This is a genomic window from Paucibacter sp. B51 (assembly GCF_027863535.1).
GTDB lineage: Bacteria > Pseudomonadota > Gammaproteobacteria > Burkholderiales > Burkholderiaceae_C > Paucibacter_A > Paucibacter_A aquatilis.
This window is the reverse complement of the sequence record NZ_JAPIVN010000001.1, coordinates 2,427,470-2,452,154: the sequence shown is the minus strand read 5'-3', so window position 1 is coordinate 2,452,154 and position 24,685 is coordinate 2,427,470. Positions and strand designations below refer to the sequence as shown.

Sequence of the window (24,685 nt, the reverse complement as noted above, 5' to 3'; positions counted from 1 at the left end):
CGCAAGTCAATCAATCAAAAACAAAGAAGTCTATGAATCCCGCTGGTGGCGGCACTGGCCGGCCACATAGCAGCTGTGCAGATTGCGCTCGTCGGACAAACTCATCCAGGCGAACACGCGTTCATGCAAAGCTTGAGGCTCATGGCCGGGCGCCACCCGCTCGTCGCGTGCCTGGGCCACCGGGCCACGGGCCCAATCCCAGACGCAAACGTCCGCCAGTGTACCGAGGCCAAAGTGGCCCACTTCCTGCTGCAAACCCAGGGCTTCCGCCGCGCCGCGGGTGGCGGCGTGCAAAGCCACCCAGGCGCTCAGGCGCTGGCCCGACAAAGCCTGGATCTTGTAGGCATCCAGCAGATTGCGCTGCATGGACAAGCTCGTGCCGCCGCCCACATCGCTGGCCATGCTGACCCCCAGGCCGCTGGCCCGCGCCGCCGGCCAGTCGAACAGGCCGCTGCCCAGGAAGAGATTGCTGGACGGGCTGTGCGCCACCTGCCCGCCGCGCGCGGCCAGCAGCCGCCGGTCGGTCTCGTCCAGCCAGATGCCGTGGGCCAGGATGGCGCGCTCATGCAGCAGACCGACACGCTCGTAGACATCGAGGTAACTGCGCGCCTCGGGGAAGAGCTCGGCCACCCAGCGCACCTCCTCGCGGTTTTCGGCCACATGGGTTTGCATGTACAGCGAAGCATCGGCGCGGCACAGGGCGCCGGCCATGGCCAGCTGGGCCGGGCTGCTGGTGGGGGCGAAACGCGGGGTCACCGCGTAAGCCAAGCGCCCCTTGCCATGCCAGCGCTGGATCAGGTCGATGCAATCGCGCTCGGCGCCGGCCACATCGTCCAGCAGCTCGGGCGGCGCATGGCGGTCCATCAGCACCTTGCCGGTGATCAGGCGCATGCCGCGCGCCTCGGCCGCGGCGAACAAGGCCTCGGCCGAGCCCTTGTGCACGGTGGGGAAGACCACGGCCGAGGTGCTGCCGTGGGCCAGCAGCGCATCCAGAAAACGCGCTGCGCCGGCCGCCGCCACGGCCGGGTCGGCATAGCGGCGCTCGGCCGGGAAGGTGTAGCGGCTGAGCCAGTCCAGCAGCTCGGCGCCGTAGGAGGCGATCACATCCAGCTGCGGGCAGTGCACATGGGTGTCGATGAAGCCCGGCAGGATCAGGCGGCCGCGGTGGTCCACCTGCTGCCAGCTGGCGTCGGGCTCGCTCGCCTGGGTGCCGGCGATGCGGCCGGCCTCGTCGATCAGCAGCCAGTGGTCGGGCTGGAAGCGCACGGCCGGGCTGTCCAGCTGGCCCCAGTCGGGCTGGGCAGTGAAGTCCAGCAGATCGCCGCGTAGGGCGAGCTTGCGGCCGGGGCCGGCGGAGGGGGTCGAAGGGTTCAAATCGGGCATGGGAGGGTTCAAAAATTGGGGTTCGGGCGCATCGCCGAATCAAGTGGCTTCGGCGGCCTTCTTGGCGACCGCGCTGCGAGCGAGTTCACGCGCCACCTCCCGCACCTGCTCGCGCAGCCAGCGCTGGGCCGCGGCCTGGTTTGAGAGCGCATGCCAGAGCTGGTAATAGCTCAGCCTCGGAAACGCCACCGGGCAGCGCAGCACCGCCACCGGCAGGCTGGCCAGGTAGCGGCTGCAGAACTGGCGGCCGGTGGTCAGCACCAGTGAGCTGCGCGCCACCATCAGCGGCAGCTGGCCAAAGTGAGCGCTGCGCACGGCGATCTGGCGGCTCAGGCCCTGCTCGGCCAGATGCTGGTCGATCACGCCTGGCTGGCCGGCCGACAGCGGCATGGGCGCCAGATGCTGGCTGTCCAGATAGCGCTGCACGGTCCAGTCCTTGGGCCGCAGCTTGAGCAAAGGGTGATCGCGCGCCACCAGGCAGACCACCTCGTCGCTGAACAAGCGGCCCAGGTGCAGCTCTTCCGGCGGGCGCAGCCAGTTGCCGATGACCAGATCGATCTGGCCGCTGGCCAGGCCGCGGCGGTAATCGAACTCGGCCGAGAGCGGCTGCAAGTCCAGGCGCAGGCCCGGCGAGAGGCGCTGCAGGCGCGACACCAGCTCGGGCAAGAAGAGCGGGTCGAGGTAATCGCTGGCAGCGATGCGCAGGTTCAGCTCGGCGCTGGCCGGGTCAAAGCCGGCGCCGCGGCTGCTGCGCTGGGGCGCGCCGAACAGCCGGGCCGCGTCCTGCAGCAGGCGCTGGGCCGGCTCCAACAGCTCCAGCGCCGTGGCCGTGGGCCGCATGCCGGCGCCGCTGCGCACCAGCAGCGCATCGCCGGTGAGCGCACGCAGGCGCCGCAGCTGGGCGCTGACGGCCGGCTGCGTGCTGTGCAGGCGCAGGGCTGCCTTCGAGACGCTTTGCTCGCTGATCACGGTATGCAAGACTCGCACGAGTTGAAGCTCGATCTTGTCGAAATCGGCGCGCAAGTTCATGCCTGGCTGCATATAGTGGTCATGTGAGAGATCGTATAGGGAAGAGGGGGTGAGGAGATACCGTTCTTGGTTGATGTGGCGATGGGAGGAGTGAACGAGTGAACAGGTGAACGGGTGAACAAGACACCAGCTTCGACGACAGATCTCCTCCGACTCACCCATTCACGTGTTCACCAGTTCACCCCATTCACCTGTTCACACGTTCGGTTGATGTGGCGATGGAAGGAGTGAACGAGTGAACAAGTGAACGGGTGAGCAAGACACCAGCTTCGACGACAGTCCACCTCCGACTCACGATTCACCCATTCACCCATTCACCCATTCACCTGTTCACCTGTTCACCCCCAGCCACCTCCCCCGCCATGCCCCACCACACCCGCCCCATCCGCTTTTTCCACCGCGGCCAGATCCAGGCCGTGGACGGCCTGGCGCCGACCACCACCGTGCTGGGCTATCTGCGCGAACATGCCCAGCCCCATTGCAGCGGCAGCAAGGAAGGCTGCGCCGAGGGCGACTGCGGCGCCTGCACCGTGCTGCTCGGTGAGCTCGATGCGTCGGGCCAGCTGCAGCTGCGCAATGTCAACGCCTGCACCCAGTTCCTGCCCACGCTGGACGGCCAGGCCTTGTGGACGGTGGAAGACCTGGGCAGCGCCGAGGCACTGAACCCGGTGCAGCAAGCCCTGGTGGACTGCCACGCCTCGCAGTGCGGTTTCTGCACGCCAGGTTTTGCCATGAGCTTGCAGGCTTCCTACGAGCGCCACTGCCAGAGCGGCAGCCGGCCCGACCGCCAGGAGCTGGCCGACGCCCTGGCCGGCAACCTCTGCCGCTGCACCGGCTACCGCCCCCTGCTGGACGCCGGCCAGCGCATGTTCGAGCTGCCCCAGCAAACCCTGGACCTGGCACCTGCCCGCGCCGCCCTGCACAGCCTGCAGCAAGACCCGCCCCTGCACTACGCCGCCGCCCAGCCGGCCATCCCGGGCCGCGTCGACCAGTTCCACGCCCCGCGCAGCCTGGCCGAGCTGGCCGCGCTGCGCGAGGCCAAACCGCAGGCGCGCCTGCTGGCCGGCTCCACCGACATCGGCCTCTGGGTCAACAAACGCTTCCGTGACCTCGGCGATGTGATTTATCTCGGCGCCGTGGCCGAGCTCAAAGCCATCCGGCCCGAGCCCTTCGACGGACAGCCCGGCCTGTGGATCGGCGCCGGCGCCAGCCTCGAGGCCGCCTGGAGCGCCCTGAGCGCCGCCGTGCCGCCGCTGCGCGAGCTCTGGCTGCGCTTTGCCTCGCCGCCGGTGCGCCAGGCCGGCACCCTGGGCGGCAATATCGCCAACGGCTCGCCCATCGGCGACGGCGCCCCGGCCCTGATCGCCCTGGGCGCGCATATCGTGCTGCGCCGCGGCAGCCAGCAGCGCCGCCTGGCCCTGGAAGACTTCTACTTGGGCTATATGCAAAACGCGATGCAGCCCGGTGAGTTCGTCGAGGGCATGCACCTCCCCCTGCCATTGCCCGGCCCAGCCCAGCGCATCCGCGCCTACAAGATCGCCAAGCGCTACGACAGCGACATCTCGGCCGTCTGCGCCGCCCTGAGCCTGCGCCTGGACGAGGCAGGCCGCGTGCAAGAGGCGCGCCTGGCCTTCGGCGGCATGGCCGCCATCGTGCGGCGCAGCGCCCCAGCCGAGCAGGCCTTGCTGGGCCAGAGCTGGAGCGACGAAGCCGCCCTGCAAGCAGCCCAGGCCGCCCTGGCGCTGGACTTCCAGCCCTTGAGCGATATGCGCGCCAGCGCCGACTACCGCCTGCAGGTGGCGCAAAACCTCTTACGCCGCTTCTGGCTGGAGACCCGGCCCGATGCCCCCCTGCCCGCCGCCAGCCTCAGCGTCTGGCAGGCCGTGCGCTTCAGCGATGTGGAGCAGGCGCGATGAGCACAACAGCCATGAACACCTCTTCTGCACCCACCCCGCTCCACCCGCACACCGTGGGCCGCAGCCATACACACGAGTCGGCCGCCCTGCATGTCAGCGGCGAAGCGGTCTACACCGACGACATCCCCGAGGCCGAGGGCACGCTGCACGCCGCCCTGGGCCTCTCGCCCATCGCCCATGGCCGCATCGTTTCCATCGACCTGGCCCTGCTGCGCGCCCAACCCGGCGTGCAGCTGGTGCTGACGGCCGAGGACATCCCCGGCGAGAACAACTGCGGCCCCCTGCTGCATGACGATCCCATTCTCGCCGCGGGCGAGGTGCGTTATGTCGGCCAGCCGGTGTTTGCCATCATCGCCAGCAGCCGCGAGCTGGCCCGCCGCGCCGCCGCCCTGGCGGGCCAAGCACTCAAGATCGAGCCCCTGCCCGCCGTGCTGACCGCGCTGGAAGCCCATGCCGCCGGCCAGTATGTGGTGCCGCCCATGCACCTGAACCGCGGCGACGCGGCCACCGCCCTGGCGCAAGCGCCGCAGCGCCTGCAAGGCACATGGTCGGTGGGCGGGCAGGAGCAGTTCTATCTGGAAGGCCAGATCAGCTACGCCCTGCCCCAAGAAAACCGCGGCCTGCTCGTCCACTGCTCGACCCAGCACCCCAGCGAGATGCAGCAGCTGCTCAGCCACGCCCTGGGTTGGGCCAGCCACCAGGTGCAGGTGCAATGCCGGCGCATGGGCGGCGGCTTCGGCGGCAAGGAGTCGCAATCGGCCCTGTTCGCCTGCGTGGCCGGCTTGGCCGCAAGCCGCTTGCGCCGGCCGGTCAAGCTGCGCCTGGACCGCGACGACGATTTCATGATCACCGGCCGCCGCCACGGTTTCGACTACCGCTGGGATGTGGGCTTTGATGAAGAGGGACACATCCTCGGCGCCGAGGTGGAGCTGATCTCCAACTGCGGCCACTCGGCCGACCTCTCGGCCCCGGTGATGACCCGGGCGCTCTGCCATTTCGACAACGCCTACTGGCTGCCCCATGTGGCCCTGCATGGCTTCTGCGCCCGCACGAACACGCAGAGCAACACCGCCTTCCGCGGCTTTGGCGGGCCCCAGGGCGCGCTGGCCGTGGAGATGATTCTGGATTCCATCGCCCGCCGCCTGGGCCTGGACCCGCTGCTCGTGCGGCAGCGCAATTTCTACCGCGACGCCGGCGAGCGCAACATCACGCCCTACGGCCAGACTGTGGAAGACAACCAGTTGCAGCCCCTGACAGATCAGCTGGTCGAGAGCAGCGGCTACCACGCCCGCCGCGCCGAGATCCAAGCCTTCAACGCCGCCAGCCCGGTGCTGAAAAAAGGCCTGGCCCTGACACCGCTGAAATTCGGCATCAGCTTCAATGTCGTGCACCTGAACCAGGCGGGGGCCCTGGTGCATGTCTACACCGACGGCTCGGTGCTGGTGAACCACGGCGGCACCGAGATGGGCCAGGGCCTGAACACCAAGGTGGCGCAAGTGGTGTCCGAAGAGCTGGGCCTGAGCCTGGCACGCGTGCGCTGCAGCGCCACCGACACCCAGAAAGTGGCCAACACCTCGGCCACCGCCGCCTCCACCGGCAGCGACCTCAACGGCAAGGCCGCGCAAGACGCCGCCCGCCAGATCCGCCTGCGCCTGCAGCCCCTGGCCGCCCAGCTGCTGGGCTGCACGGAGGCAGAGCTGCGCTTTGCCGACGACCATGTGCAGGGAGCAGGCGACAGCCGGATGCCCTTCACTGAACTGGTAGCCAAGGCCTATCTGCAGCGCATCCAGCTCTGGAGCGATGGTTTCTATGCCACCCCCGGCCTGCACTGGGACCGCGCTCGCCTGCAGGGCAAACCGTTTTACTACTTCGCCTACGGCGCGGCCGTGGCCGAGGTGCTGGTGGACACCCTCACGGGAGAGAGCCGCGTCACCCGCGCCGATGTGCTGCACGACGCCGGCCGCTCGCTCAACCCCGCCCTGGACATCGGCCAGGTCGAAGGCGCTTTCGTTCAAGGCCTGGGCTGGCTGACCATGGAAGAGCTGGTCTGGCACCCCAAGACCGGCGCCCTCAGCACCCACGCCCCCAGCACCTACAAAATCCCCACCGCCAACGACAGCCCGCCCGACTTCCGCGTGGCGCTTTACAGCCAAGCCAACGCGGCCGACAGCATCCACCGCTCCAAGGCCGTGGGCGAGCCGCCCCTTCTGCTGCCGTTCTCGGTGTTGTTGGCGATCAAGGATACAATCGCTGCGGCCGGGCCGGCGGGGTGTGATCCGGAGTTGAGGGCGCCGGCAACGGCGGAGGGGGTGTTGAGGGCGGTGGGTGGGGTGATGAGCCGTAAAGGCTGAACATCAGCAAGCCAGGGCTGCGGCTTCAACGGAGCTGTGCACTGGCCAATGTCTATGCCCACACGCGGTGAGTCCAATCGTTCTTGAGGCTGCTCAACCGCCCACCACAAGAGGGCCTAAGACTTCAAATTCAAGGCCTGACCCTCACGTGGTTGTGACCCTCACGTGGTTGCTGAGCGTTTGCCGGCTTGGCGGCTGGCGGTGCTCCACGAAATCGCTCGCGGCCGCTGCGCTAGCAGCCGAGGCAGGCTCAATCCACGAGGCTTCAAGCGCAAGATCAGCCCGTATCCAATTCGCCATCGCGGGGCGGCCCTGCATCGTTCTCATACGCCGGTGCCGAAGATGCGTATCTGAACAGTATTGTGTTCAAGGCCTAGCTCTCGCACCCAGGGCGTCAACCAGCGCTCAGCGTGGATCTTGGCATCGCTGGTTGCTGTGCAGGCACTTCCCGTCCCACTTCCACCGCACGTCGTACTGTTGGCTGAAGTCGACTGTGAAGCTAACTGCCGGTGAAGAGAACCTTATCTTGGCGACCATCCCATGTAGTATTGGCTCCGGTTCATTTCCGCTTTGAACGGGCGTCATATCTGGACCCGGCCCCGTTTCGATAACGATACTGCTGTTTGAGAGCAGATATGAAATGTTGTTTTGTACATACTGACCGATCGGAAAAGACTGCCCATTCGGTAGCTGAACAACAGTTGATGGTGAAATCAATCGTCCTATACCAAGCAAATAGTTTTCGCTTGCACCAAAAACCAAGTCCTTCTTTAGAGCTTCAACTCCTGAATTGATGCCTGCCAAAAGCCGCTGATCAATTGCGTTGTTCACTACATTCGCCAGCAACGGCCACAGTACAGGCATAATCCAGCTTAGATTCGAATCACAATCAGTCGACGTACTCGGATTAGAAGTTAATCCGACATTTTTCAGTGGTTCACCGTTGGCGGCTGAACCATACTGTCCAGTGACGGAGATATTGTCTATGCTCGTTGAGTTGGTGCAGCTGAATGTAACGATTCCATACCTCGTGCCCGAATAGTTCGCCCTAAGGTGATAGCTAATGCCGCTGAGGTTCGCCAATAAGACTCCTTCTGGCATTGGAGTAATCTTCAGCACAGGCCAACCTGTAAGACTACTTCCGAGGAATGAGGCGCCCTTATCCTCAATCGTCGGACGGAGGAGCTCATCGAACGTTGTCCTGAGTCTGTAGGGAATTCCTTTCATTTGATCAGCCAAAGACGCCAAAGATCCATTTCCATAGATTGATTCGGAGTATGTGTGTGATCCGGCGCCATATGAAACAGTGACGATGCTTCGCCCGCTCTTAATGACCGGAACAAACGCGGCATTGACGTCAAAACCCCAACCAAGGGTTAAGGCTAGAACAAGCAGCTTAATCTTCAAGACGTTCTCCCTAATTTAATGGCACGGAATACACCCGGAGGCGAACAAGCTTCCAGTGACTTGTTGCGACATGCAAACTACTTGATGACAGAACTGCAAGCCGCGGCAACAGTCTAGCACGCGAAGGGCAAACATAACTTGACTTTTGAGCGCACGCGACTAGAGGCCCCTAAGGTCGAATGGTGGAGACCCGCGATGATCTGCCCCCCCAATTCAGCTCGCTTAAGTGAGAGCGCGAGCATAGAGCGCGAGGGTCACAAGCGAGAGTGAGAGAGAGGGGCGCGAGGGTCAAGAGGGGCGCGAGGGTCAGGCCTTGAATTTGAAGAGGAATGCAAACATGCGTGCTTCATAGATAACAACCAGACTCAACGCATGAACGGGCACGAAGGTCCACGGGCGCGGGAGGGCCGCAAGGGTCACCCATTAGCCGCCCTCGTCAAGTAGCAAACAACGCCCCTGCACCGCAAGAGCGCACCGTTCTCCTACTCACTCAAGACTGAGTTCCCCGCTCGTCGAACCCACCGCGCACTTGGTTCTCAATGCATGGTTGCGCCGCAGCGCACCAGTCACCCATCAGGATCAAAGCTGCCCGTTTTGGATGGCAAACGCCTCGCTGTCGAATAGCGAGGCGGGGCCGCATGGGCCAAAGGGCAGTAACGCAACAACCGAAGAAGAGGCGCGAGGGTCAGAAGAGGCGCGAGGGTCAGGCCTTGAATTTGAAGATCCAGAGTCTGCTGATGCGTACGAACATGCAAACTTGGTAACGACAAGACTCAACGCATGACGACAGCGATTCCCCTGGCAGCCTGCGACACCCGGTTCGGCGACATCCAGCGTGCACGGCAAGAAGCCATCAGCCCCGGACACACTGACCTAAGGCCTTGTAGTGGTGGCAACATAGCGCCTGCTTTCGGCCACGCAATGTTCGCCCATTCGACAGGGTGGTGTTTGTTTGTACCCAGTGAAGTGCAGGTGAGCAGAATTCTTCAGTTGGAGTGAAATGTACGAAGACTCACAAGCAATGCGGTGGCAGCATGCGTTTGTAAACACGGCCGAAACGCCTGCGTCTTCTCGCGGTTTGGTGCTGAACGCCGCGCCCGATCGGCTGCTGACGCTTTGGTAGGCAGCGCAGGATGTTCACAATTTTCTTGCTGGCCCTGTCCGCTGTCTTCGCATGGCTCGCCGCTGACGCGTGGCGCCTCCGGGGCGGTTCAAAACTCCCCTCTGCTCAGTTGCTGAAGTTACGCGGGCAAACCACGGAAAATCTGTCGCTTGAAGAGCAACGAAAACGGCAGGACTACGACGAGAGAAAAATAACTGGCAATACAAATGCCATGTTCATCGTCTTTGCTGTCCTTTGCCTCGGCTTCTTGGCCGCAGCGCTGCATCAACTGCTCGGCTAGTGCACCATGTCCGTGTCAAACCTTGAGCATCGACAAGGGTGTTGCTTGCCTTCAAGGGGGCCGCGAGGTTCAGGAAGCGCTGCCAAGGCTCAATCTCTGACCCAACAGCCCTCCACAGCCCCAGCCATGCTTGCCAACGCCGCCCCGCCTCGGCCCACCAGCGTCACGACGCGAGGATTCCAGCCATCAGCCCGGTCGCCTGGCAGCTTCTTGTTGGTGTCGATGTTCGCCTTCCTCCTCGGTTGCGGTTTCGGCGCAGCTGCGCAAGCACAAGCGCAAGCACAAACCCAGCTTCCCGCCCCTTCCCGCACCGCCTTCAAATGCGAGGTGGACGGTCGAGTCAGCTACTCCGACAGCCCTTGTCTGGGTGCCAAGAAGGTGGATTTGGAGCCCACGCGGGGCCTGAGCAGCAGCGTTTCGGGCAAGTCTCCTCTTTCTGCTTCGCCGCCGCTCGGGGCCGATGTCCAGCGCGAACGCCAGCGCGAGGCCTTGGCCGAAGCGATCAAGCCGATCACGGGCTTGGACGCCAAGCATCTGGACATCCAGGGGCGCCGCTTGAAACAGCTGTCGCCCGAGGCGCGTCAAAGCTGCGCAAGGCTGGACCGCGCAATCCCCGCGGCGGAAGCGGCCGAGGCCAGCGCCAACAAAGCAAGCCTGCCTGCTGCGCAAGAACACCTGCTGCAGTTGCGCCGAAGGTTCAGAGAGCTGCGTTGCTGACCGGGCCAAGCAAAGGCGCCAGGCACCTTGAACCCATTCCCGCACGGAGCTCGAAAGCCTGTGCCCCATCTTCAGCGCCTTGATCCGCGGGCTGGTGATTGCTGACCTGCTGGCGCGGGCGGGCCGCAAGCCCAGCCCCGCCGCTTTGGATGCGATGGGCAATCGTAGGCGCCCCGGGATGGGCCCGATCCGCCCGGGCGGGCGGCTGGCTACACTGCGTCGCGCCAAAACTTACAGATCATCCAGCATGGGCCGGGCACTCCGATCAAAAGATGCGGCCAAGCACCCAGGCGCAAGCAGACCCTGGCCGCAGCCACATGGCCATGCGGAAAGAACAAGGGCTCGACCTGCACTGACGCACACCGATGCACACCGAGGGAGGACATTGATGAAGATGAAGGTTCCAGGACGCCCAGCATGGCTGCTGGCGCTGTGTTTGTGCTCGGCTGCAAGCGCAATCGCGCAAACGGCCAACCTGCCCGGGAACGATCCCGGTTCCCTGGGTGACAGCAAGGCAAACGCCATCGAGGTGTGCCGCGCCGCGGGTCAGCGCGCCTACCTGGCCCGCTTGCTTTGCGCTGACGGCTCCCGCCCCGAGATCAGCCGTGTCGGCAGCGTTGGCTCGAGAACCGAGCCCCGGGAACCTTTGAGCGAGGAACAAGAGCGCGAGCTCTTGGATGCCATGCTGCGGGGCCTGCCACTCAAAGCGGGCAAGCCAGACTTCCACATCGTGGACCTGTACCAGGCCAACTGCGGCCAGGTCCAACGCCAGCTCTACCTGGACATGTACCACTGCGACAACCCAGCTCCCGCGCAAGCACCGGCCGGCTTCAGCTTGCGCGCCAAACCCACAGCCAGCACCACACCATGAGCAGCACAGCAGAACCTACGGCCCAGAGCCAGGCGACGCCAACACAGGCTCAGCCTTCGCCATCGACCGCCTCAAGTACAAGCCCCATCGCCAACTTCTGGCGCCGCGTCGCCGCCTTCATGCTAGACGGCCTGGCGCTGGGCCTCATCGGCATGGCCCTGGGTGCGCTGGCGTCCGATGCCCTGGTCGGGCTCGGGCCTTGGGGCCGGCTGCTCGGGTTCGGGATTGCGCTTGCCTACTTCGGCTTCTTCAACAGCCGGCTGGGCTGGGGCCAGAGCTTGGGCAAACGCCTGCTGCAGATCAAGGTGGTGGATGCGCAGGGCGCTGAGTTGCCACTCGGCCGTGCCGTGCTGCGCTACCTGCCCGTGGGTACGGTCTGGTTCCTGAGCAATGCGCAGCTGCCGGACGCGCTGCTGTTCAGCGCCTGGGCGGCCGTGCTGGGCCTGGCCATCTTCGGCCTGGGCGCCTGCCTGCTCTACCTCTTTCTGTTCAACCGGCGCTCCCGCCAAGCCCTGCACGATGTGCTGAGCGGGTCCTTCGTGGTCAACGCGGCCTGGCAAGGCCCCCTGCCCGCAGACCTGGCGGCGCCACTGCCCACGCTGCACCGCGCGGTCTGCGCCCTGCTTCTGCTGCTGGGTACGCTGGGGCCGCTGATCTCGCAGCAATGGCTGCAGAAGGACAGCCAGACGCCCTTCGCGCCCCTGGCGCAGATCCTGCGCGCCGTCAACGCCGAGCCCTGGGTGCAGTCCTCGGCCGTGAATCAAGGCGTGACCTACACCCAGTCCAGCAAGGACGGGGGAAGCAGCAGGACCATCCGGCATCTGAGCATCCACGCCATCTCGCGCGACGCCGACATTGACCAGGCCCAGCGCCTGCAAGCATTGGCCCGCCTGGCGCTGGACGCCCACCCGGATGCGGCGACGCTGGACCAGATCCAGATCACCTTGGCCCACGGCTACGACATCGGCATCGCCTCCTCCTGGCGCTACCAGCGTCGGGTTCTGAGCCCAGCCGAATGGGCGGCCTCGCCCTGAAAAGCGCACAGAGAGGCCGCCCTGTCTGCCGGCCGCGGCTCGGGCCTTCAGGCGGGCCCGCGCGCCAGGCTTTCCAGGCTCACTGGCTGAAATAGCCCGAGCACTTCTTGACCCCGTTCTTGGTCAGGTAGAAGCGGTTGCAGTTGGTGTCATAACTGCTGCCCGTGGCGGTGATGGTCCAGCCGGCCAGGTTGACGGTGTTGAGGTGCTGCCAGGCGCCGTTGGACTTGAGGCTCCAGTGCTGGTGCGGTCCAGTGGAAGCGCCGCCATTGCACAGTGCTTGCGCCTTGTTGTTGGCCGGGTTGCCGATGAAGGCGTTCTTGGCCACATTTGCGCCGGTGTTGTACTGCAGCTTGTCCATGTGATAGTAGGTGGTGGACCAGCCGCCGCTGTGCACGATCTCGGCGAAGCAGCTGGAGTGGCGCTTGAAGGTGCCGGCCGCCGAGGCCGACACCCGCACTCCCGTCTGGTTGCTGCCCCAGCCGCCGCCCTTGCTCATGTCCAGCGAGGACATGGGGTAGTTGCCACTGCCGGTGTTGGTGTGGGCGCCGCCCACATGCCAAGAGTCACCAATTGGGAACGGGAACTGCAGGAAGCCGGCCGGCGGCCCGGCCAGGCTGGTGTCAGGCGCGGCGACACCGGCTTCTTTGCCGGAGCGAGCAGCGGGATCATGCAGCGCGCGGGCGGCCTCGGTGTCGAAGCTGAGGCCGAACAGGCGCTGGTAGGTAGCGGCGAACTCGGCCTCACTGGCGCTGGTGTTTGCCAGCAGCGCGCGCAGGGGCGCAGCCCGCGCTGCATCACCGCCGAACTCACCAGCCGCCTCATGAGGCGCAGGCTCGTAGAGCTTGCGTGCCAGCTGATCGGCTACATCGCGCACCTGCTCATTGAAACCGCTGCGCGTGGACAGCGCACCCATGGGGCGATGAATGGCGGCGCGCTGACCGGGCTTGCTCAAGAGGCCGCTCTGCTGCTCAATCAGCGCCAGCAAGACACGGGGACTGATGCTGCTGTAGCCCGCCCAATGGGAAATCACTTCCGCATACTGAGCCAAGGCGGGCGCCCGGGCCAGCAAGTAGCTTTCGGTGTCGAAGCTGAACATTTCGGCATGGCTGTAGAGCAAGGAGTTGGGCGAGCTTGCCGGGCCCGCAGACTCGCTTGCAGCTTGTGCCTGCGAGAGGGTGAACAGGCTTGCTGCAGCCATGGCTCGCAGCACGAGCAGCAGGGAAGGCTTGAAGAACTGAGAGCTGGGTTTCATGGGAATGCGCTTTCTCTCTGAATGAGTTAAAGGCGGGCCGGGCGCCCGGGCGCTGCCCCAAACGGCCAAGGCCAGCGGACTGAACCGGAGGGGTTCAGCCTCGCTTGCAAGCAAGCGCGGGACATGCCAACTCAGTCTAGGAAGCGAGGCCGCTGGCGTCGCCTGTTCAAGCTGCCATCTTGTCCCAGCACTGGGACTGTGCTAACGGCCCAGGCCGCCGCACACCGAGCGCCATCAATTGCCCGTCAGCCACAGCAGCAGCGCCAGCAACATGCTGGCTGAGGCAATTTTGTCGAGCGCCGCGCGCACGGGCGAACGGCGTGCCGTGCTTGCTTTCAGCGCTGCCACTGTGAAGGGGCGAAACAGCGCATCGGGTTCGACGGCGATGTTGAAGCAGGTGATCGCCATGCCCAGCACAAAGATCGTGTAGGCCATGCTCCAGCCGGAGCTGTAACTCAGCCAAGCCAGGACGTGGAGGATGGCGCTGACGCCAAAGAAGGTAGACGCCGCTTTCAGCTGGAGCGAGCTCGGCGCTGCACCCCGGCCAGGCTCCTCATCGGGGCCTTGATCCGACGCTCGTCCCGGACGCTCGCCCTGCTCGCTCACGTTTCAACTCCCGTTCACCCGTCTCAACAGATCACCCTGCACCTTGCGCCGTGCCGGCTCGCATGCCGCCCACAACTGAACATTGACGACGGATACGGATCATTGGACCAAGCAAAGGCGGCTTTGGGCAAGCCCGCGAAGCGCGGCAATGTCTGCAAGCGCCGAATGGCAGGTTCGCCAGGGCAGCTGCAAGCCGCCCACTCGGGCTGGCGTATATAGTTGCTATTGACAACTTAAAGAGCGAAAGCTATCGTTGCCACAAGCTGCATCGGGCGGGTTCGCTTCAGCTGGTTTTTAGTTGCTATACGAAACATTATTCTCGGAACTATCATGCGCAAACATAGTTGCTATACACCACCAGGACAGCCACGCCATGAACCTCACCAACGCCACGCCCGGCAGCCTGCTGCGCGAAGTCGCACGCCTCTACACCCGCGCTCAACGTGTGGTGGCCGATTGCTGCCGCACCACCAGCACGCAGTGCTACCTGCTGACCGAACTGGCCCGTTCGGGGCCGCAGCCTCTCTCGGAACTCGGCACCCGCCTCAGTCTGGAGAAGAGCTGGGTGTCGCGTGCGGTGGAGGGCATGGTCGCGCGTGGCTTGGTGAGCAAGGAGCCGAACCCGAACGACGCAAGGAGCTGGCTCGTCACGCTCACCGCCGAAGGCGAACGCACCTGCACTGAACTGAATCAAACCCTGGACACCCACGCCGCTGAGCTGCTGAGTGCCCTGAACGAGCGCGAACGCGCCGCAGTCGAGAGCTCACTGCTCTTGCTCTTGAAGGCCCTGCAAGCGGATACCGCAGCCAATTGCTGCCTGCCGCCACCCATGGCCCACAAGGAACCGAGAACGAATCCATCATGTCGCTGAACACCAAGACCATTTCCCTTCGCCAGGCCACGCCGGCCGATTGGCCCGCCGTGGCCGCGCTCTTGCGCAGCCATCAACTGCCCATCGATGGCGCACAGGACCATTTGTCAACATTCGTGCTGGCCCTGTCCCAAGGCGAACTGCTGGGCTGTGCGGGCGCCGAGGTCTATGGCGAGCACGCGCTGCTGCGCTCTGTGGCGGTAGCGCCCGGCCAGCAAAAGCAGGGGCTGGGCCGCGCCATGCTGAGCCTGCTGATCGACGAGGCGCGCCGCCGCAATCTCAGCCGCCTCTTTGTGCTGACACTGACGGCGCGCGAGTACTTCAGTGCCCTGGGCTTCCAGGCTGCAGCCGTCCAAGAGGCGCCGGACGCACTCAAGGCCTCGGCGCTGCTGCAAGGCGCTTGCCCTGCCGAGGCCCACTTCATGTCCCTCAGCCTGCTGGCCGCCGAAGCGACAGCGGCCGAGGACTTGCCGATTGCCGTGCTCGGCGCCGGCCCGGTCGGCCTGGCCGCGGTCGCCAAGCTGATCGCGCGTGGCCTGCCTTTTGTGGCACTCGAAGCAGCGCCACAAGTAGGCGCCCATCTGCTGGACTACGGACATGTGCGCCTGTTCTCTTCCTGGCGCTACAACCTCGATGCCGACATGGCCCGCCAGTTGGCAGCCACAGGCTGGCAGCCTCCGGATGCCGAGGCCCTGCCGCTGGCGGCCGAGGTGGTAGAGCAGGTGCTGCAGCCGTTTGCTGAACTGCCGGCTGTGGCACCAGGCCTGATGCTCAACACCCGCGTGCGGGCCATCAGTCGCGCCGGCTTTGACAAGGTCAAGAGTGCCGGCCGCGCCCAGGCGCCCTTCATCATCCGCGCCGAACAGAAGGGTCGTGTGATTGAGCTGCGCGCGCGGGCGGTCATCGATGCCACGGGCACCTGGGGCCAGCCGAATCCACTGGGCGCCAGTGGCTTGCCCGCCTTGGGCGAAGCCGAGGCAGCGGCGCAGGTCTTCTACGGCATTCCCGATATCTTGGGTCGGGAACGAGCGCGTTATGCCGGCCGCAAAACCCTGGTGGTCGGGGCTGGCCATTCGGCGGCCAATGCCCTGCTCGCCCTGGCCGAGTTGGCGCAGCAGGAGCCGGGAACACGCCTGGCCTGGGCGGTGCGCTCGCCGGTCCTGAAACGGGTGTTTGGCGGCGGCGATGCAGACGCCTTGCCGGCGCGCGGCCAGCTGGGCCAAGCCTTGCGTTCCCTGCAGTCCAGCGGCGCCATGGAGTTCATCGCTGGCCTGCGCATCAACGAGCTGCGCCGGGTGGGGCATCAGCTCAGCGTGCTCGGCCAGGGCGCGAACGGCGAGCCACTGCAGTTCGACGGCATCGACCAGATCATCTGCGCCACCGGGCAGCGCCCGGATCTGAGCCTCAGCAGCGAGCTGAGCGTCAAGCTCGACCCCTGGCTGGAATCCACCGAGGCCCTGGGCCCCCTGATCGACCCGAATCTGCACAGCTGCGGTACGGTGCGCCCACATGGTCACCGCGAACTGGCCCATCCCGAGCCAGGCCTCTACACCGTCGGGGTGAAGAGCTGTGGCCGGGCGCCCACCTTTCTGATGGCCACCGGCTTCGAGCAAGCACGCTCGGTGGTGGCTGCGCTGGCGGGCGACCTGGCGGCCGCCGATCGGGTGGAACTGGATCTGCCCGAAACCGGGGTCTGCGGCAGCGAGTCCTTTGAGGCGCCGGGCTCGCCAGCGCCGGCTGCAGCAGAAGCAGTAGCAGCAGCGGCTGGAGGGTCCTGCTGTGGCCCGAGACCCGTGGCCCAAGCCCCGGCTTCAGCGCCCGCGCGCTCCTGCAGCCCCAAACAGACCAGCTGCTGTGGCTGATCCTGCACGCGGCGCGCCCTGGCAGACCGTGAGCACGCTCGGGCTGGCCCAAACCGTGGCCTGGGCATCGTCTTACTACCTGCCGGCCATGCTGGCCACGCCCATGGCGGCTGATTTGGGCGTGGCCAGCGCGACCGTGTTCGCCGCCTTCTCGCTGGCCTTGCTCGTCTCCGCTCTGCTGGGCCCCGCCGCCGGCCGAGCCATCGACCGACACGGTGGCCGGCCCGTGCTGATGGCCTCCAACCTGGTCTTTGCGCTGGGCCTGTGCGCCATGAGCCAGGCTCAGGGCCAGCTTGGGCTGTTCGCCGCCTGGCTGCTGATGGGCCTGGCCATGGGCTCGGGGCTGTATGAGGCGGCCTTTGCCACCGTGGTTCGCTTGCACGGTCGGGACGCACGCCAAGCCATCACCGGCATCACCTTGATCGCCGGCTTTGCCAGCACGGTGGGCTGGCCCTTGACGACGCTGCTGGAGCAGCATTGGGGCTGGCGCGGCGCCTGTCTGGCCTGGGCTGGCTTGCATCTGCTGATCGCATTGCCCTTGAACTGGCGCCTGCCGGGCCTGCATCAGCACGCGAGCGCAGATGCCGAAGCGACACCGCCGACGCGGCAGCAAGACAGCGCAACCGGCTCGGCGACACGGGCCAGTGACACGCACCAAGCCAATGGCAGGCGGACCACGGCCTTGCTGGCCTTGGTGTTTGCCATCATGGGCTTTGCGGGCACGGCCATGGCCGCCCACCTGCCCCGGCTGCTGCAAGCCCATGGCAGCAGCTTGGCGGCCGCTGTGGCCGTGGGCGCGCTGATCGGGCCGGCCCAGGTCGGCGCGCGCCTGCTGGAGTACGGCTTGCTGCGCCGCGCCCACCCATTGTGGGTGGCACGCGTGGCGGCGGCCATGCATCCAATCGGCGCCATGGCGCTGGCCGTGATCGGTGCGCCGGCCGCGCTGTGCTTTGGCCTGCTGCACGGCGCCGGCAACGGCATCCTGACCATTGTCAAAGGCACCTTGCCCTTGGCGCTCTTCGGGCCGCAAGCCTACGGGCAGCGCATGGGTGTGCTGATGGCACCGGCACGGGTGGCGCAGGCGCTGGCGCCCTGGCTGTTCGGCCTTTGCCTGGACCGTTTCGGAGCTGGCAGTCTGTGGCTGTCGGCCGGTCTCGGCGCGCTGGCGGTCGCGGCCCTGATGCTTGTGCCCAAGCCAAGCGCTGCAGCGAGCGGAGCGCCTTGAGCCTGGCCCAACAAGCTGATGGGCGCAGGTCTGCGCGTGCTCAAAGGCCCAGGCACCAGAGCACAGCGGCCATCAATATGCACACCAGGCCGGTCTTCGAGAGTGCGGCACCGGCCTGGCCTCGTGCCTGCTCAGGCTTCAGCCCCGCTGCACCAGACTCAGCAGATCGCCCTGCACCTTGCGCCGTGCCGGCTCGACATGGCGGCCCAGCACCATCACGCGCAGGCGGCCCGGCAGCTCGGTGTCGCGCAAGGCATGGAAGAGCCGCTCGGCCAGGGCGTCGGCCGAGTCCTCGCTCCAGCCCGGCTTGGCCTGTACCCAGAACGTGAAGTGGCAACGCGCGGGTTTGACGTCCAGCTCTTGCTCACCCAACCAGGCGGCCTGCAGCTCGGGCTCGCGCAGCAGCACGCCGCGCAGCTCACGCAGTTGGTCGGCACTGAGGCGGGGCGCCAGGGTCTGCTCCCAGGGCGGCAGCTCGGCGAAACGCTCCCAGGCGCTGTGCTCCATGGCCTCGCTCTCGCTGAGGCGCTGGCGCCAGAGGCGCCGCTGTTCGGGCGGCAGCACCTGGTCGCGCGCCTGGGCGGCATCCATCCAATCCTGGGCCAGGCGCGCCGCGAACCAGGCCTGGTCTTCGTGATGCTGGAAGAGCTGCTCCAGCCAGTCGCCCACACGCAAATCGGCCTGCGGTGCATGGCGCAGGGCCAGACGACGCAGGGCCTGGGGGTGGCGTGGCGCCAGGCTCAGCGCACGCTCCAGCAGCGGGGTCGGGTCTTGGTCGCTCAGTGCCTCCATCGCGTCCGCCCAGGCCAGCCATTCCTCGGCCACCAGGGGTTGGGTGCCGGCGCGGGCGCGCTGCTGCAACTCCAGGGCCTGGGCATGCTGCTGGCGCAGGCGTTCGCCATGAGCGCGCCAGTCAGCGCGGTGCTGTTCCCACCAGGCGCCGTCCAGCGCCTGGCCGATGCGCTCGCGCGCCACGCCCAGCAGCCCCAGGGCATGGCCGGCCGAAGGCTGGGGCGGGCGCGGCAGCGGCGGGCGATCGGGGTCGGGCGCCAGGGCCGCCAGGCGGTCCTTGAGCACCGGATGGGTGTCGTCAAAACTGGCCAGGCGGCGCAGCTCACGGCGCAGGGCCTCTTGCTGCCAGCCGGGCTCGCTGGCGCGCTGCAAGCTCGTGGGCAGGTTGCTGAAGGGACTGGGCTGCGCCTCGACCCGGGCCAGGCGCCAGTGGCGGCGCCAGAACTCCTGCTCGTACCACTGGGCCTTGATGGCGATCTCCAGCAGGGCCTGGCTGGCCACCTCGGAACCGAAGAGCCGGGCCGAGACCCGATCGGCCTCGTACTCGTCCTCACGCGCCAGCGCAAAGCTGAGCGCATCGAAACGCGGAAAGTACCAGCCGGCAAAGCCACCCAGCACCCAGCTGACCGGCGAGCCGCCTTCGCGGTAGCGGCGGCTCAGCCGAATCCAGGCCAGGCGCGTGCGGTAGATCCAGGCCGACAGCTTGCCGTGATCGCCGCGCAGGTGACCATACTCGTGGGCAATGACGGCGAACAGGCGGCGCGGCTCCAGGGCCGACAGCATGGGCCAGCCCAGCAGCAGATGGTTGCGATGGTGCAGGCCCAGGAACAAGGGCTGCTGGACGATGGCGGCATTGAAATCACCGGTGATCCAGACCCGGTGCAAGGCCGGACCGCCGACTTTGGCGCGGATCTTCTCCAGCACACCGAAGAGCTCGGGCGCATCCGCCGCGGTCAAGACCTGGCCCTCGGGCGCATCGAAGGGCACACGCAGGCCTTGCAAGGCCGCAAACAGCAGCCCCAGGCAGGCCAGGCCCACCCACACCATCCAGCCCCCGGGCCGGCCACCATTCTGAAGATGCCAGGCCAGGCCCAGGACACCGGCCAGACCGAGCACGGCGCAGAGCAGCACGACGCCGTAGCCCAGCAGGGCAAAGCGCAGCACGCGGCGGCGATAACGCTCAGGTTCATCGCGGCTGGCCTGTTCATTCAGGCGCAGCAGGTGCACATGGTCGGCCGAATTCACGCCCCTCTCCCTCCACAAATGAAAATCGCCCCTTCTTGGGGGCGACGGCATTGTGACGGAATTGGCAGAACTGGCGAGTGCGTCAGCGCACCCTGCTGGGATTTCAGCTTAGGGGGATGGCGCTGCAACCCGCCGCGGCGCCGCCCTCCCCAAGCACGGCTTCAGGCGTTTTCGATCAGGATCTCTTCGATCGTGCCGGCGGCGCGTTTGCAGGCTTCCATCACGGTTTCGAGCAGCGAGTAGAGCTCGCGCAGCTTGATGGCCCGCCAGGCGGCGGCGTCATCGCCCTCTTGCTCGAACATGGCCTTGATGGCGCGCTTGCGCAAGGTATCGACCTCATGCTCGATGCGGTCGATCTCCTTGCACAGATCCAGGGTTTCCTGGCCGCGGGTCTTGTCGGGCAAGGCCAGCACGGCGCGATCCAGGCGCAGGCAGGCATCGGCCACCAGGGCGGCCATGGTGCGGGCTTCCTGGGTGGTTTCGTTGATCCGGTAGGCGCCGACGGCGTTGCAGACATGCTGCAACTCGTCCAGCACCCGGTCGAGATCCAAGGCCAGCGTGTGCAGCTGATCGCGGTTGATCGGGGTGGTGAAGCTCTCGTAGAGCAGACGGATCAGATCCTCAAGAATCTTGTCCGCGCTGGTCTCGTACTCATGCACTTCCTCGATCAATTCCAGCGTCTGAGCACCGGGCTGGCCCAGGCCCGTGATCAGGCGCAGGGTTGCGTTGCCGCCCGCCACCATGCGGGTGGTGTGCGAAGCCAGCAGTTCAAAAAAGGCGTTGCGTTTGGGAGTCAGGTGGCTGCTCATTTCAGATTCTCAGTCGGAGTCGGCATGCGGCCAGGCATCACAGGATGCCGCGGCCGATGTACCAGAACAGCGCAGCGATCAAGCCCGAGGCTGGAATCGTCAGCACCCAGGCCACCACCAGATTGAAGGTCACCCCCCAGCGCACGGCCTTCACATCCTGGGCTGCGCCCACGCCGACGATGGCGCCGGTGATGGTGTGGGTGGTGGAGACCGGAATGCCGCCCAGGGTCGCCAGACCCAGGCTGATGGCGCCGCCCATGGAGGCGCAGGAGCCGCTGACCGAGTTCAGCTTGGTGATCTTGGTGCCCATGGTCTTGACGATGCGCCAGCCGCCCAGATACGTGCCCCAGGCAATGGCGATGTAGCAGGCATAGATCACCCAGTTGGGCAAAGTGTGCACATCGGTGGTAGCCGCGCCGGCCGAGATCAAGAGCAGCCAGATGATGCCGATGGTCTTCTGCGCATCATTGCCACCGTGGCCCAGGCTGTAGGCCGCGGCAGCCACCAACTGGGCGTTCTTGAACCACTTGGAGGCCTGGTGGGGCGATCGGTTTCGAAACGCCCAGGCCACCGCCACCATCAGCAAGCCCCCGAGCATGAAGCCCACGAACGGTGAAATGATGATGAAGGCCAGGATCTTGCCAAAGCCGCTCCAGACGATGGGCGCGCCCGAACCGGCCTTGATCATGGTGGCGCCAATCAGGCCGCCGACCAGGGCGTGGGACGAGGACGAGGGGATGCCGTAGTACCAGGTGATGATGTTCCAGATCAGCGCCCCCATCAGGGCGCCAAAGATCACGTAGTAATCGACAAAACTCGGGTCCACCGTGCCCTTGCCGATGGTGGCCGCCACCTTGAGCTGGAACACCCAGATGGCCGCAAAGTTGAAGAAGGCCGCAAAGGCCACGGCCTGCTTGGGCGTCAGGGCGCCGGTGGCCACGATGGTCGAAATCGAGTTCGCGCCATCATGGAAACCATTCATGAAGTCGAATGCCAGGGCCACAAAAATAAGCAGGCCCAGCACCCAGATGCTGATCGTTAGTCCTTCCATGACATGTCCTCAGGAGTTCTCGATCAGGATTTCTTCAATCGTCTTGGCGGCGTCTTCGCAGCAGTCCAGCACGTCTTCTTGCAGGCCGTAGAACTCCCGCATCTTCATGGCGATCCAGGGGCTGCCGCCGGCCTCGAACAGGCGGGTCACCGCGCTGCGCTCGATGCGGTCGCCCTTGGACTCGATCACCTCGATCTGCTTGCACAGGTCGATGATCTCGGCGGTGCGCTTCTTGTCGCCCAACAGGCTGACGGCCTGGTTCAGACGCAGGCAAGCGTCGGCGCCCAGCGAGGCCATTTCGCGGCCTTCGACCGTGGAGTCGGTGATGTTGTACATCTCCACCGCCTGGGCCACACGGCGCAGGGCGTTGATGACCTGATCGATCTCGATCGTCAGGGTGTGGATCTGGTCGCGGTTGATCGGCGTGGTGAAGGACTTGTGCAGCAACTGGATCAAGGCCGCCTTGATCTTGTCGGCGCTCTTCTCGTTCTGATCGACCTCCTGGGCCAGCGCTGCCACATCTTGGTTGCGCTCACCGAGGCTGTTGACCAGGCGCAACATGGCGTTGGCACCGGCAACCACGCGGTCTGAGTGCGCCGCAAGAAGCTCATAGAACTCCCTGCGCTGTGGCATCAGGCTACTGAACATCGAATACTCCTGGGGGACTTGAATGGGGGCCGTGGGCGCCAGAGCATCCCGCCAAAAGCGGGCGCCTCTCGCCCGCCTTGGGGGTCAGCGGCCGGATTTTGCCCTTGTCAACAAGGGCTAGTGCTGATTTGTGTCACCGTGATGACGACAAACCACATATTTTCGCATCCCCGGCCACCCGCCGGCCTCGGGAGCGCACTCAAACCCTCATCCAGGGGTGAAAACAACAGGCAGCCGGCGCCTCGCACCGCCCGACCGAAAGCGAAAAAAAACCGCCTTCACGTGAAGGCGGCCGGCTTGGAGGGCGCGGGGCGGGTCAGGTCTTGCTAGCTGAGCAGTTGCTCGACATCGCTGGTCACATCGCCCGCGGCCGTGATCTTGGCCTCCAGGAAGGCCAGGTCCAGGTGCAGGTGCTCGACCAGTTCGGGCACCGCCACCAGCAGGGACTGGCTGGGGTTGTCATGGTGCTCGGCCGCGTCGGCCAGCACCTCGGCCAGATGCAGCACGGCCGCCATCAGCGAGAAGGGGCGGATCTCCATCGGCGTGTCGGCGTCCTTGAAGGCCTCGACCATGGGCGCCGGGAAATGCCAGTGCGCGGCCAGGCAGGCGGTGACGTCAGCATGGGTGCAGCCAAAGCGGTGCATCTCCAGCGAGAAGCGGCTGCCCGGTTCGGCCGCATGGGCCTCGACATCGGCCACCAGCTCGGGGTCGCGCAGCGCCATCAAGAGCTGGCCGGTGCGCAGCATCAGGCCGGACAGATAAGCGGTGTCGGCATCGAGCTGCAGCATGCGGCTGAGGATGCGCGAATAGGCCGCTGTGGCAATGCTGTGGCGCCAGAACAGGGTGCGGTCCAGGCCCGGGATGACCGGGAAGGCGCTGGAGAGGCAGGCGGCCAGCGAGAGATTGCGCAAGGTCTCCATGCCCAGCGCGGCGGCCGCGTCGTTGAGGCTGGAGATCTGGTGCGAGGGGCTGTAGCGCGCCGAGTTGGCCAGGCGCAGGACCTTGGCCGCCAGGGCGGCGTCCTTGCCGATCAGATCGGCAACGGCACCGAGGCTGATGTTCTCGTCGTCAAAGCTGCGAATCAAGCGGCTGGCCACCTCGGGCATGGTGGGCAGGGCATTGTTCTTCTCGAAGAATTTTTCGGCGGCTGCCATGGCTGCTGCGGTCACATTGCTCTCCTGGCTGAACGGGTCGACGGGCCCGTGTTCGCTTGCAGTCTAAGTGAGGGCTTGGCCGCTTCAAAGCCTGCAAATGCGCCGCGAAGGCGGTGTATTCATGCTGGAGCCAACAATGCACGTTTGCGCGGCGCTTGCCGCCGGCTGGCGCCGGCTTCAGCCCTGGGCCAGGCTCTGCAGCGCCGCCAGATTGAGCAGCTTGATGGAGTAGCCGCGCACCTCGATCAGGCCGGCGCTCATCAGCTGGCGCAGCAGGCGCGAGAGGGTCTCGGGCGTGATGGCCAGTTGGGCAGCCAGCTCGCGCTTGCGCTCGCGCAGGGCCACCTCTTCACCGCTGGCCGGGCTGCGTTGCAGCAGCCAGGTCGCCAGGCGCTTTTGCGCGTCCTTGGCCATCAAATCATGGGCCGCACCGGTCAGGTTCTGCACCGACTGGGCCAGGCATTGCAGCAATCGCTCGCTCATCACCGGGTGGCGGTTCAGCAGCACCCGCACGCCGCTGACCGGCAGCTCCAGCAGCCGCGCCGGCATCAAGGCCTGGGCGTCCTGGGTGCGGCCTTTTTCCAGCCAGGCGCTGCTGTTGTCCAGCCACTGCGGGCCATGGATGGCGCGCTCGAGCTGGAACTGGCCGCCCTGCCCCGGCATGGCCGGCGCCGTGGCACTGCCGCTGGCATGGGTGCCCAGGCCGACCGCGCCTTCGAGCACGGCCACCAGGGTGTCAGCCGGATCGCCACGCTTGAAGGCACAGGCGCCGCTGCACAGGCTGCGCACCCGGGCCAGTTCCTGCAGACCCCGCAGCTCATCGGCCGCCAGGCGTGGCGGGCCGAACAGCGTGGTCCACACCGAGGCCGGCACCAGCGAGGGCGCAGCAGCAGGGGTCGGCGTGGCGGGAGTGAGGACCTTGTCCAAGATGGGCAATGACATGAGTGGCATGAGAACGATGGTTGCCACTGTCGGCCAGAAGCGCGGCTTTGTCTTTGAGCAAGGTCAAAGCATGCGGAGCTAGGCCGGCGCCAGGCGCTGCCGTCACGGACGATC

20 protein-coding genes are annotated in these 24,685 nt (G+C 65.9%); 9 read left to right on the top strand and 11 right to left on the bottom strand.

Annotation, left to right across the window (positions count from 1 at the left end):
- Positions 1-30: 30 nt before the first annotated feature.
- On the bottom strand, positions 31-1,383 hold the full coding sequence (gene guaD, locus OOB33_RS10480; RefSeq protein WP_271008607.1) for a guanine deaminase: 1,353 nt from the start codon (positions 1,381-1,383) through the stop codon (positions 31-33).
- 39 nt (positions 1,384-1,422) lie between these two features.
- Positions 1,423-2,412: a LysR family transcriptional regulator gene (locus OOB33_RS10475; RefSeq protein ID WP_271008606.1), complete on the bottom strand. Its 990-nt coding sequence runs from the start codon at positions 2,410-2,412 to the stop codon at positions 1,423-1,425.
- A 362-nt stretch (positions 2,413-2,774) separates the two neighbouring features.
- Between OOB33_RS10475 and xdhA the strand changes: the two genes are divergently transcribed.
- Positions 2,775-4,328: a xanthine dehydrogenase small subunit gene (xdhA, locus tag OOB33_RS10470; RefSeq protein WP_271008605.1), complete on the top strand. Its 1,554-nt coding sequence runs from the start codon at positions 2,775-2,777 to the stop codon at positions 4,326-4,328.
- A gap of 11 nt (positions 4,329-4,339) precedes the next feature.
- Entirely contained in the window at positions 4,340-6,679 is a 2,340-nt protein-coding gene (gene xdhB / locus OOB33_RS10465) for a xanthine dehydrogenase molybdopterin binding subunit (RefSeq protein WP_271008604.1), read from the top strand.
- A gap of 405 nt (positions 6,680-7,084) precedes the next feature.
- Here the strand turns inward: xdhB and OOB33_RS10460 are convergent, their stop codons facing one another.
- A complete protein-coding gene (locus tag OOB33_RS10460; RefSeq protein ID WP_271008603.1) occupies positions 7,085-8,086 on the bottom strand; it encodes a hypothetical protein in 1,002 nt (333 codons plus the stop codon).
- 1,133 nt (positions 8,087-9,219) lie between these two features.
- On the opposite strand from OOB33_RS10460, the gene OOB33_RS10455 reads away from it, so the two are divergent.
- The 4 genes from OOB33_RS10455 (at position 9,220) to OOB33_RS10440 (ending at position 12,111) form a co-directional block, all read left to right on the top strand.
- Positions 9,220-9,489 (top strand): hypothetical protein, encoded by a 270-nt coding sequence (locus OOB33_RS10455; protein ID WP_271008602.1) that lies wholly within the window; start codon positions 9,220-9,222, stop codon positions 9,487-9,489.
- Between the two features lie 222 nt (positions 9,490-9,711).
- Positions 9,712-10,206, top strand: a complete 495-nt coding sequence (locus OOB33_RS10450; protein ID WP_271008601.1) for a hypothetical protein — start codon at positions 9,712-9,714, stop codon at positions 10,204-10,206.
- 388 nt (positions 10,207-10,594) lie between these two features.
- Entirely contained in the window at positions 10,595-11,077 is a 483-nt protein-coding gene (locus tag OOB33_RS10445) for a hypothetical protein (RefSeq protein WP_271008600.1), read from the top strand.
- Positions 11,074-12,111: an RDD family protein gene (locus tag OOB33_RS10440; RefSeq protein ID WP_271008599.1), complete on the top strand. Its 1,038-nt coding sequence runs from the start codon at positions 11,074-11,076 to the stop codon at positions 12,109-12,111. Before OOB33_RS10445 ends, OOB33_RS10440 begins: the two co-directional genes overlap by 4 nt.
- Before the next feature lie 79 nt (positions 12,112-12,190).
- Here OOB33_RS10440 and OOB33_RS10435 read toward each other — a convergent pair whose 3' ends face one another.
- A complete protein-coding gene (locus tag OOB33_RS10435; protein ID WP_271008598.1) occupies positions 12,191-13,366 on the bottom strand; it encodes a M23 family metallopeptidase in 1,176 nt (391 codons plus the stop codon).
- A 234-nt stretch (positions 13,367-13,600) separates the two neighbouring features.
- The gene (locus tag OOB33_RS10430) at positions 13,601-13,972 is read right to left on the bottom strand and encodes a hypothetical protein (protein WP_133155149.1); all 372 of its coding nucleotides are present in this window, start codon (positions 13,970-13,972) and stop codon (positions 13,601-13,603) included.
- Between the two features lie 373 nt (positions 13,973-14,345).
- On the opposite strand from OOB33_RS10430, the gene OOB33_RS10425 reads away from it, so the two are divergent.
- From OOB33_RS10425 to OOB33_RS10415, 3 genes are read left to right on the top strand one after another with little or no spacing between them, the layout of a single operon-like run.
- Positions 14,346-14,843, top strand: a complete 498-nt coding sequence (locus OOB33_RS10425) for a MarR family winged helix-turn-helix transcriptional regulator (RefSeq protein ID WP_102767620.1) — start codon at positions 14,346-14,348, stop codon at positions 14,841-14,843.
- On the top strand, positions 14,834-16,705 hold the full coding sequence (gene arsN2 / locus OOB33_RS10420; protein ID WP_271008597.1) for an arsenic resistance N-acetyltransferase ArsN2: 1,872 nt from the start codon (positions 14,834-14,836) through the stop codon (positions 16,703-16,705). Before OOB33_RS10425 ends, arsN2 begins: the two co-directional genes overlap by 10 nt.
- Entirely contained in the window at positions 16,698-17,930 is a 1,233-nt protein-coding gene (locus OOB33_RS10415) for an MFS transporter (RefSeq protein ID WP_271008596.1), read from the top strand. Before arsN2 ends, OOB33_RS10415 begins: the two co-directional genes overlap by 8 nt.
- A 138-nt stretch (positions 17,931-18,068) precedes the next feature.
- Here OOB33_RS10415 and OOB33_RS10410 read toward each other — a convergent pair whose 3' ends face one another.
- The 6 genes from OOB33_RS10410 to OOB33_RS10385 form a co-directional block, all read right to left on the bottom strand.
- Positions 18,069-19,967 carry a M48 family metallopeptidase gene (locus OOB33_RS10410; protein WP_271008595.1) on the bottom strand — a complete coding sequence of 633 codons (1,899 nt, stop codon included), beginning with the start codon at positions 19,965-19,967 and terminating at the stop codon, positions 18,069-18,071.
- A gap of 161 nt (positions 19,968-20,128) precedes the next feature.
- A complete protein-coding gene (locus tag OOB33_RS10405) occupies positions 20,129-20,776 on the bottom strand; it encodes a DUF47 domain-containing protein (protein ID WP_171825679.1) in 648 nt (215 codons plus the stop codon).
- Between the two features lie 37 nt (positions 20,777-20,813).
- Entirely contained in the window at positions 20,814-21,827 is a 1,014-nt protein-coding gene (locus OOB33_RS10400; RefSeq protein ID WP_102767624.1) for an inorganic phosphate transporter, read from the bottom strand.
- Between the two features lie 9 nt (positions 21,828-21,836).
- Entirely contained in the window at positions 21,837-22,475 is a 639-nt protein-coding gene (locus OOB33_RS10395) for a DUF47 domain-containing protein (protein ID WP_171825678.1), read from the bottom strand.
- Between the two features lie 326 nt (positions 22,476-22,801).
- On the bottom strand, positions 22,802-23,644 hold the full coding sequence (locus OOB33_RS10390) for an HDOD domain-containing protein (RefSeq protein ID WP_133155150.1): 843 nt from the start codon (positions 23,642-23,644) through the stop codon (positions 22,802-22,804).
- Positions 23,645-23,806: 162 nt separating this feature from the next.
- Positions 23,807-24,571 (bottom strand): Crp/Fnr family transcriptional regulator, encoded by a 765-nt coding sequence (locus OOB33_RS10385; RefSeq protein WP_171825677.1) that lies wholly within the window; start codon positions 24,569-24,571, stop codon positions 23,807-23,809.
- Between the last annotated feature and the right edge of the window lie 114 nt (positions 24,572-24,685).

Bases quoted from the DNA above. Each gene is read 5' to 3' on its own strand.
- OOB33_RS10395 (WP_171825678.1), bottom strand. From the start codon at position 22,475: ATGTTCAGTAGCCTGATGCCACAGCGCAGGGAGTTCTATGAGCTTCTT.
- OOB33_RS10405 (WP_171825679.1), bottom strand. From the start codon at position 20,776: ATGAGCAGCCACCTGACTCCCAAACGCAACGCCTTTTTTGAACTGCTG.
- OOB33_RS10385 (WP_171825677.1), bottom strand. From the start codon at position 24,571: ATGTCATTGCCCATCTTGGACAAGGTCCTCACTCCCGCCACGCCGACC.
- guaD (WP_271008607.1), bottom strand. From the start codon at position 1,383: ATGCCCGATTTGAACCCTTCGACCCCCTCCGCCGGCCCCGGCCGCAAG.
- OOB33_RS10455 (WP_271008602.1), top strand. From the start codon at position 9,220: ATGTTCACAATTTTCTTGCTGGCCCTGTCCGCTGTCTTCGCATGGCTC.
- OOB33_RS10445 (WP_271008600.1), top strand. From the start codon at position 10,595: ATGAAGATGAAGGTTCCAGGACGCCCAGCATGGCTGCTGGCGCTGTGT.
- arsN2 (WP_271008597.1), top strand. From the start codon at position 14,834: ATGTCGCTGAACACCAAGACCATTTCCCTTCGCCAGGCCACGCCGGCC.
- OOB33_RS10450 (WP_271008601.1), top strand. From the start codon at position 9,712: ATGTTCGCCTTCCTCCTCGGTTGCGGTTTCGGCGCAGCTGCGCAAGCA.
- OOB33_RS10425 (WP_102767620.1), top strand. From the start codon at position 14,346: ATGAACCTCACCAACGCCACGCCCGGCAGCCTGCTGCGCGAAGTCGCA.
- xdhB (WP_271008604.1), top strand. From the start codon at position 4,340: ATGAACACCTCTTCTGCACCCACCCCGCTCCACCCGCACACCGTGGGC.
- OOB33_RS10400 (WP_102767624.1), bottom strand. From the start codon at position 21,827: ATGGAAGGACTAACGATCAGCATCTGGGTGCTGGGCCTGCTTATTTTT.
- OOB33_RS10475 (WP_271008606.1), bottom strand. From the start codon at position 2,412: ATGAACTTGCGCGCCGATTTCGACAAGATCGAGCTTCAACTCGTGCGA.
- OOB33_RS10435 (WP_271008598.1), bottom strand. From the start codon at position 13,366: ATGAAACCCAGCTCTCAGTTCTTCAAGCCTTCCCTGCTGCTCGTGCTG.
- xdhA (WP_271008605.1), top strand. From the start codon at position 2,775: ATGCCCCACCACACCCGCCCCATCCGCTTTTTCCACCGCGGCCAGATC.
- OOB33_RS10440 (WP_271008599.1), top strand. From the start codon at position 11,074: ATGAGCAGCACAGCAGAACCTACGGCCCAGAGCCAGGCGACGCCAACA.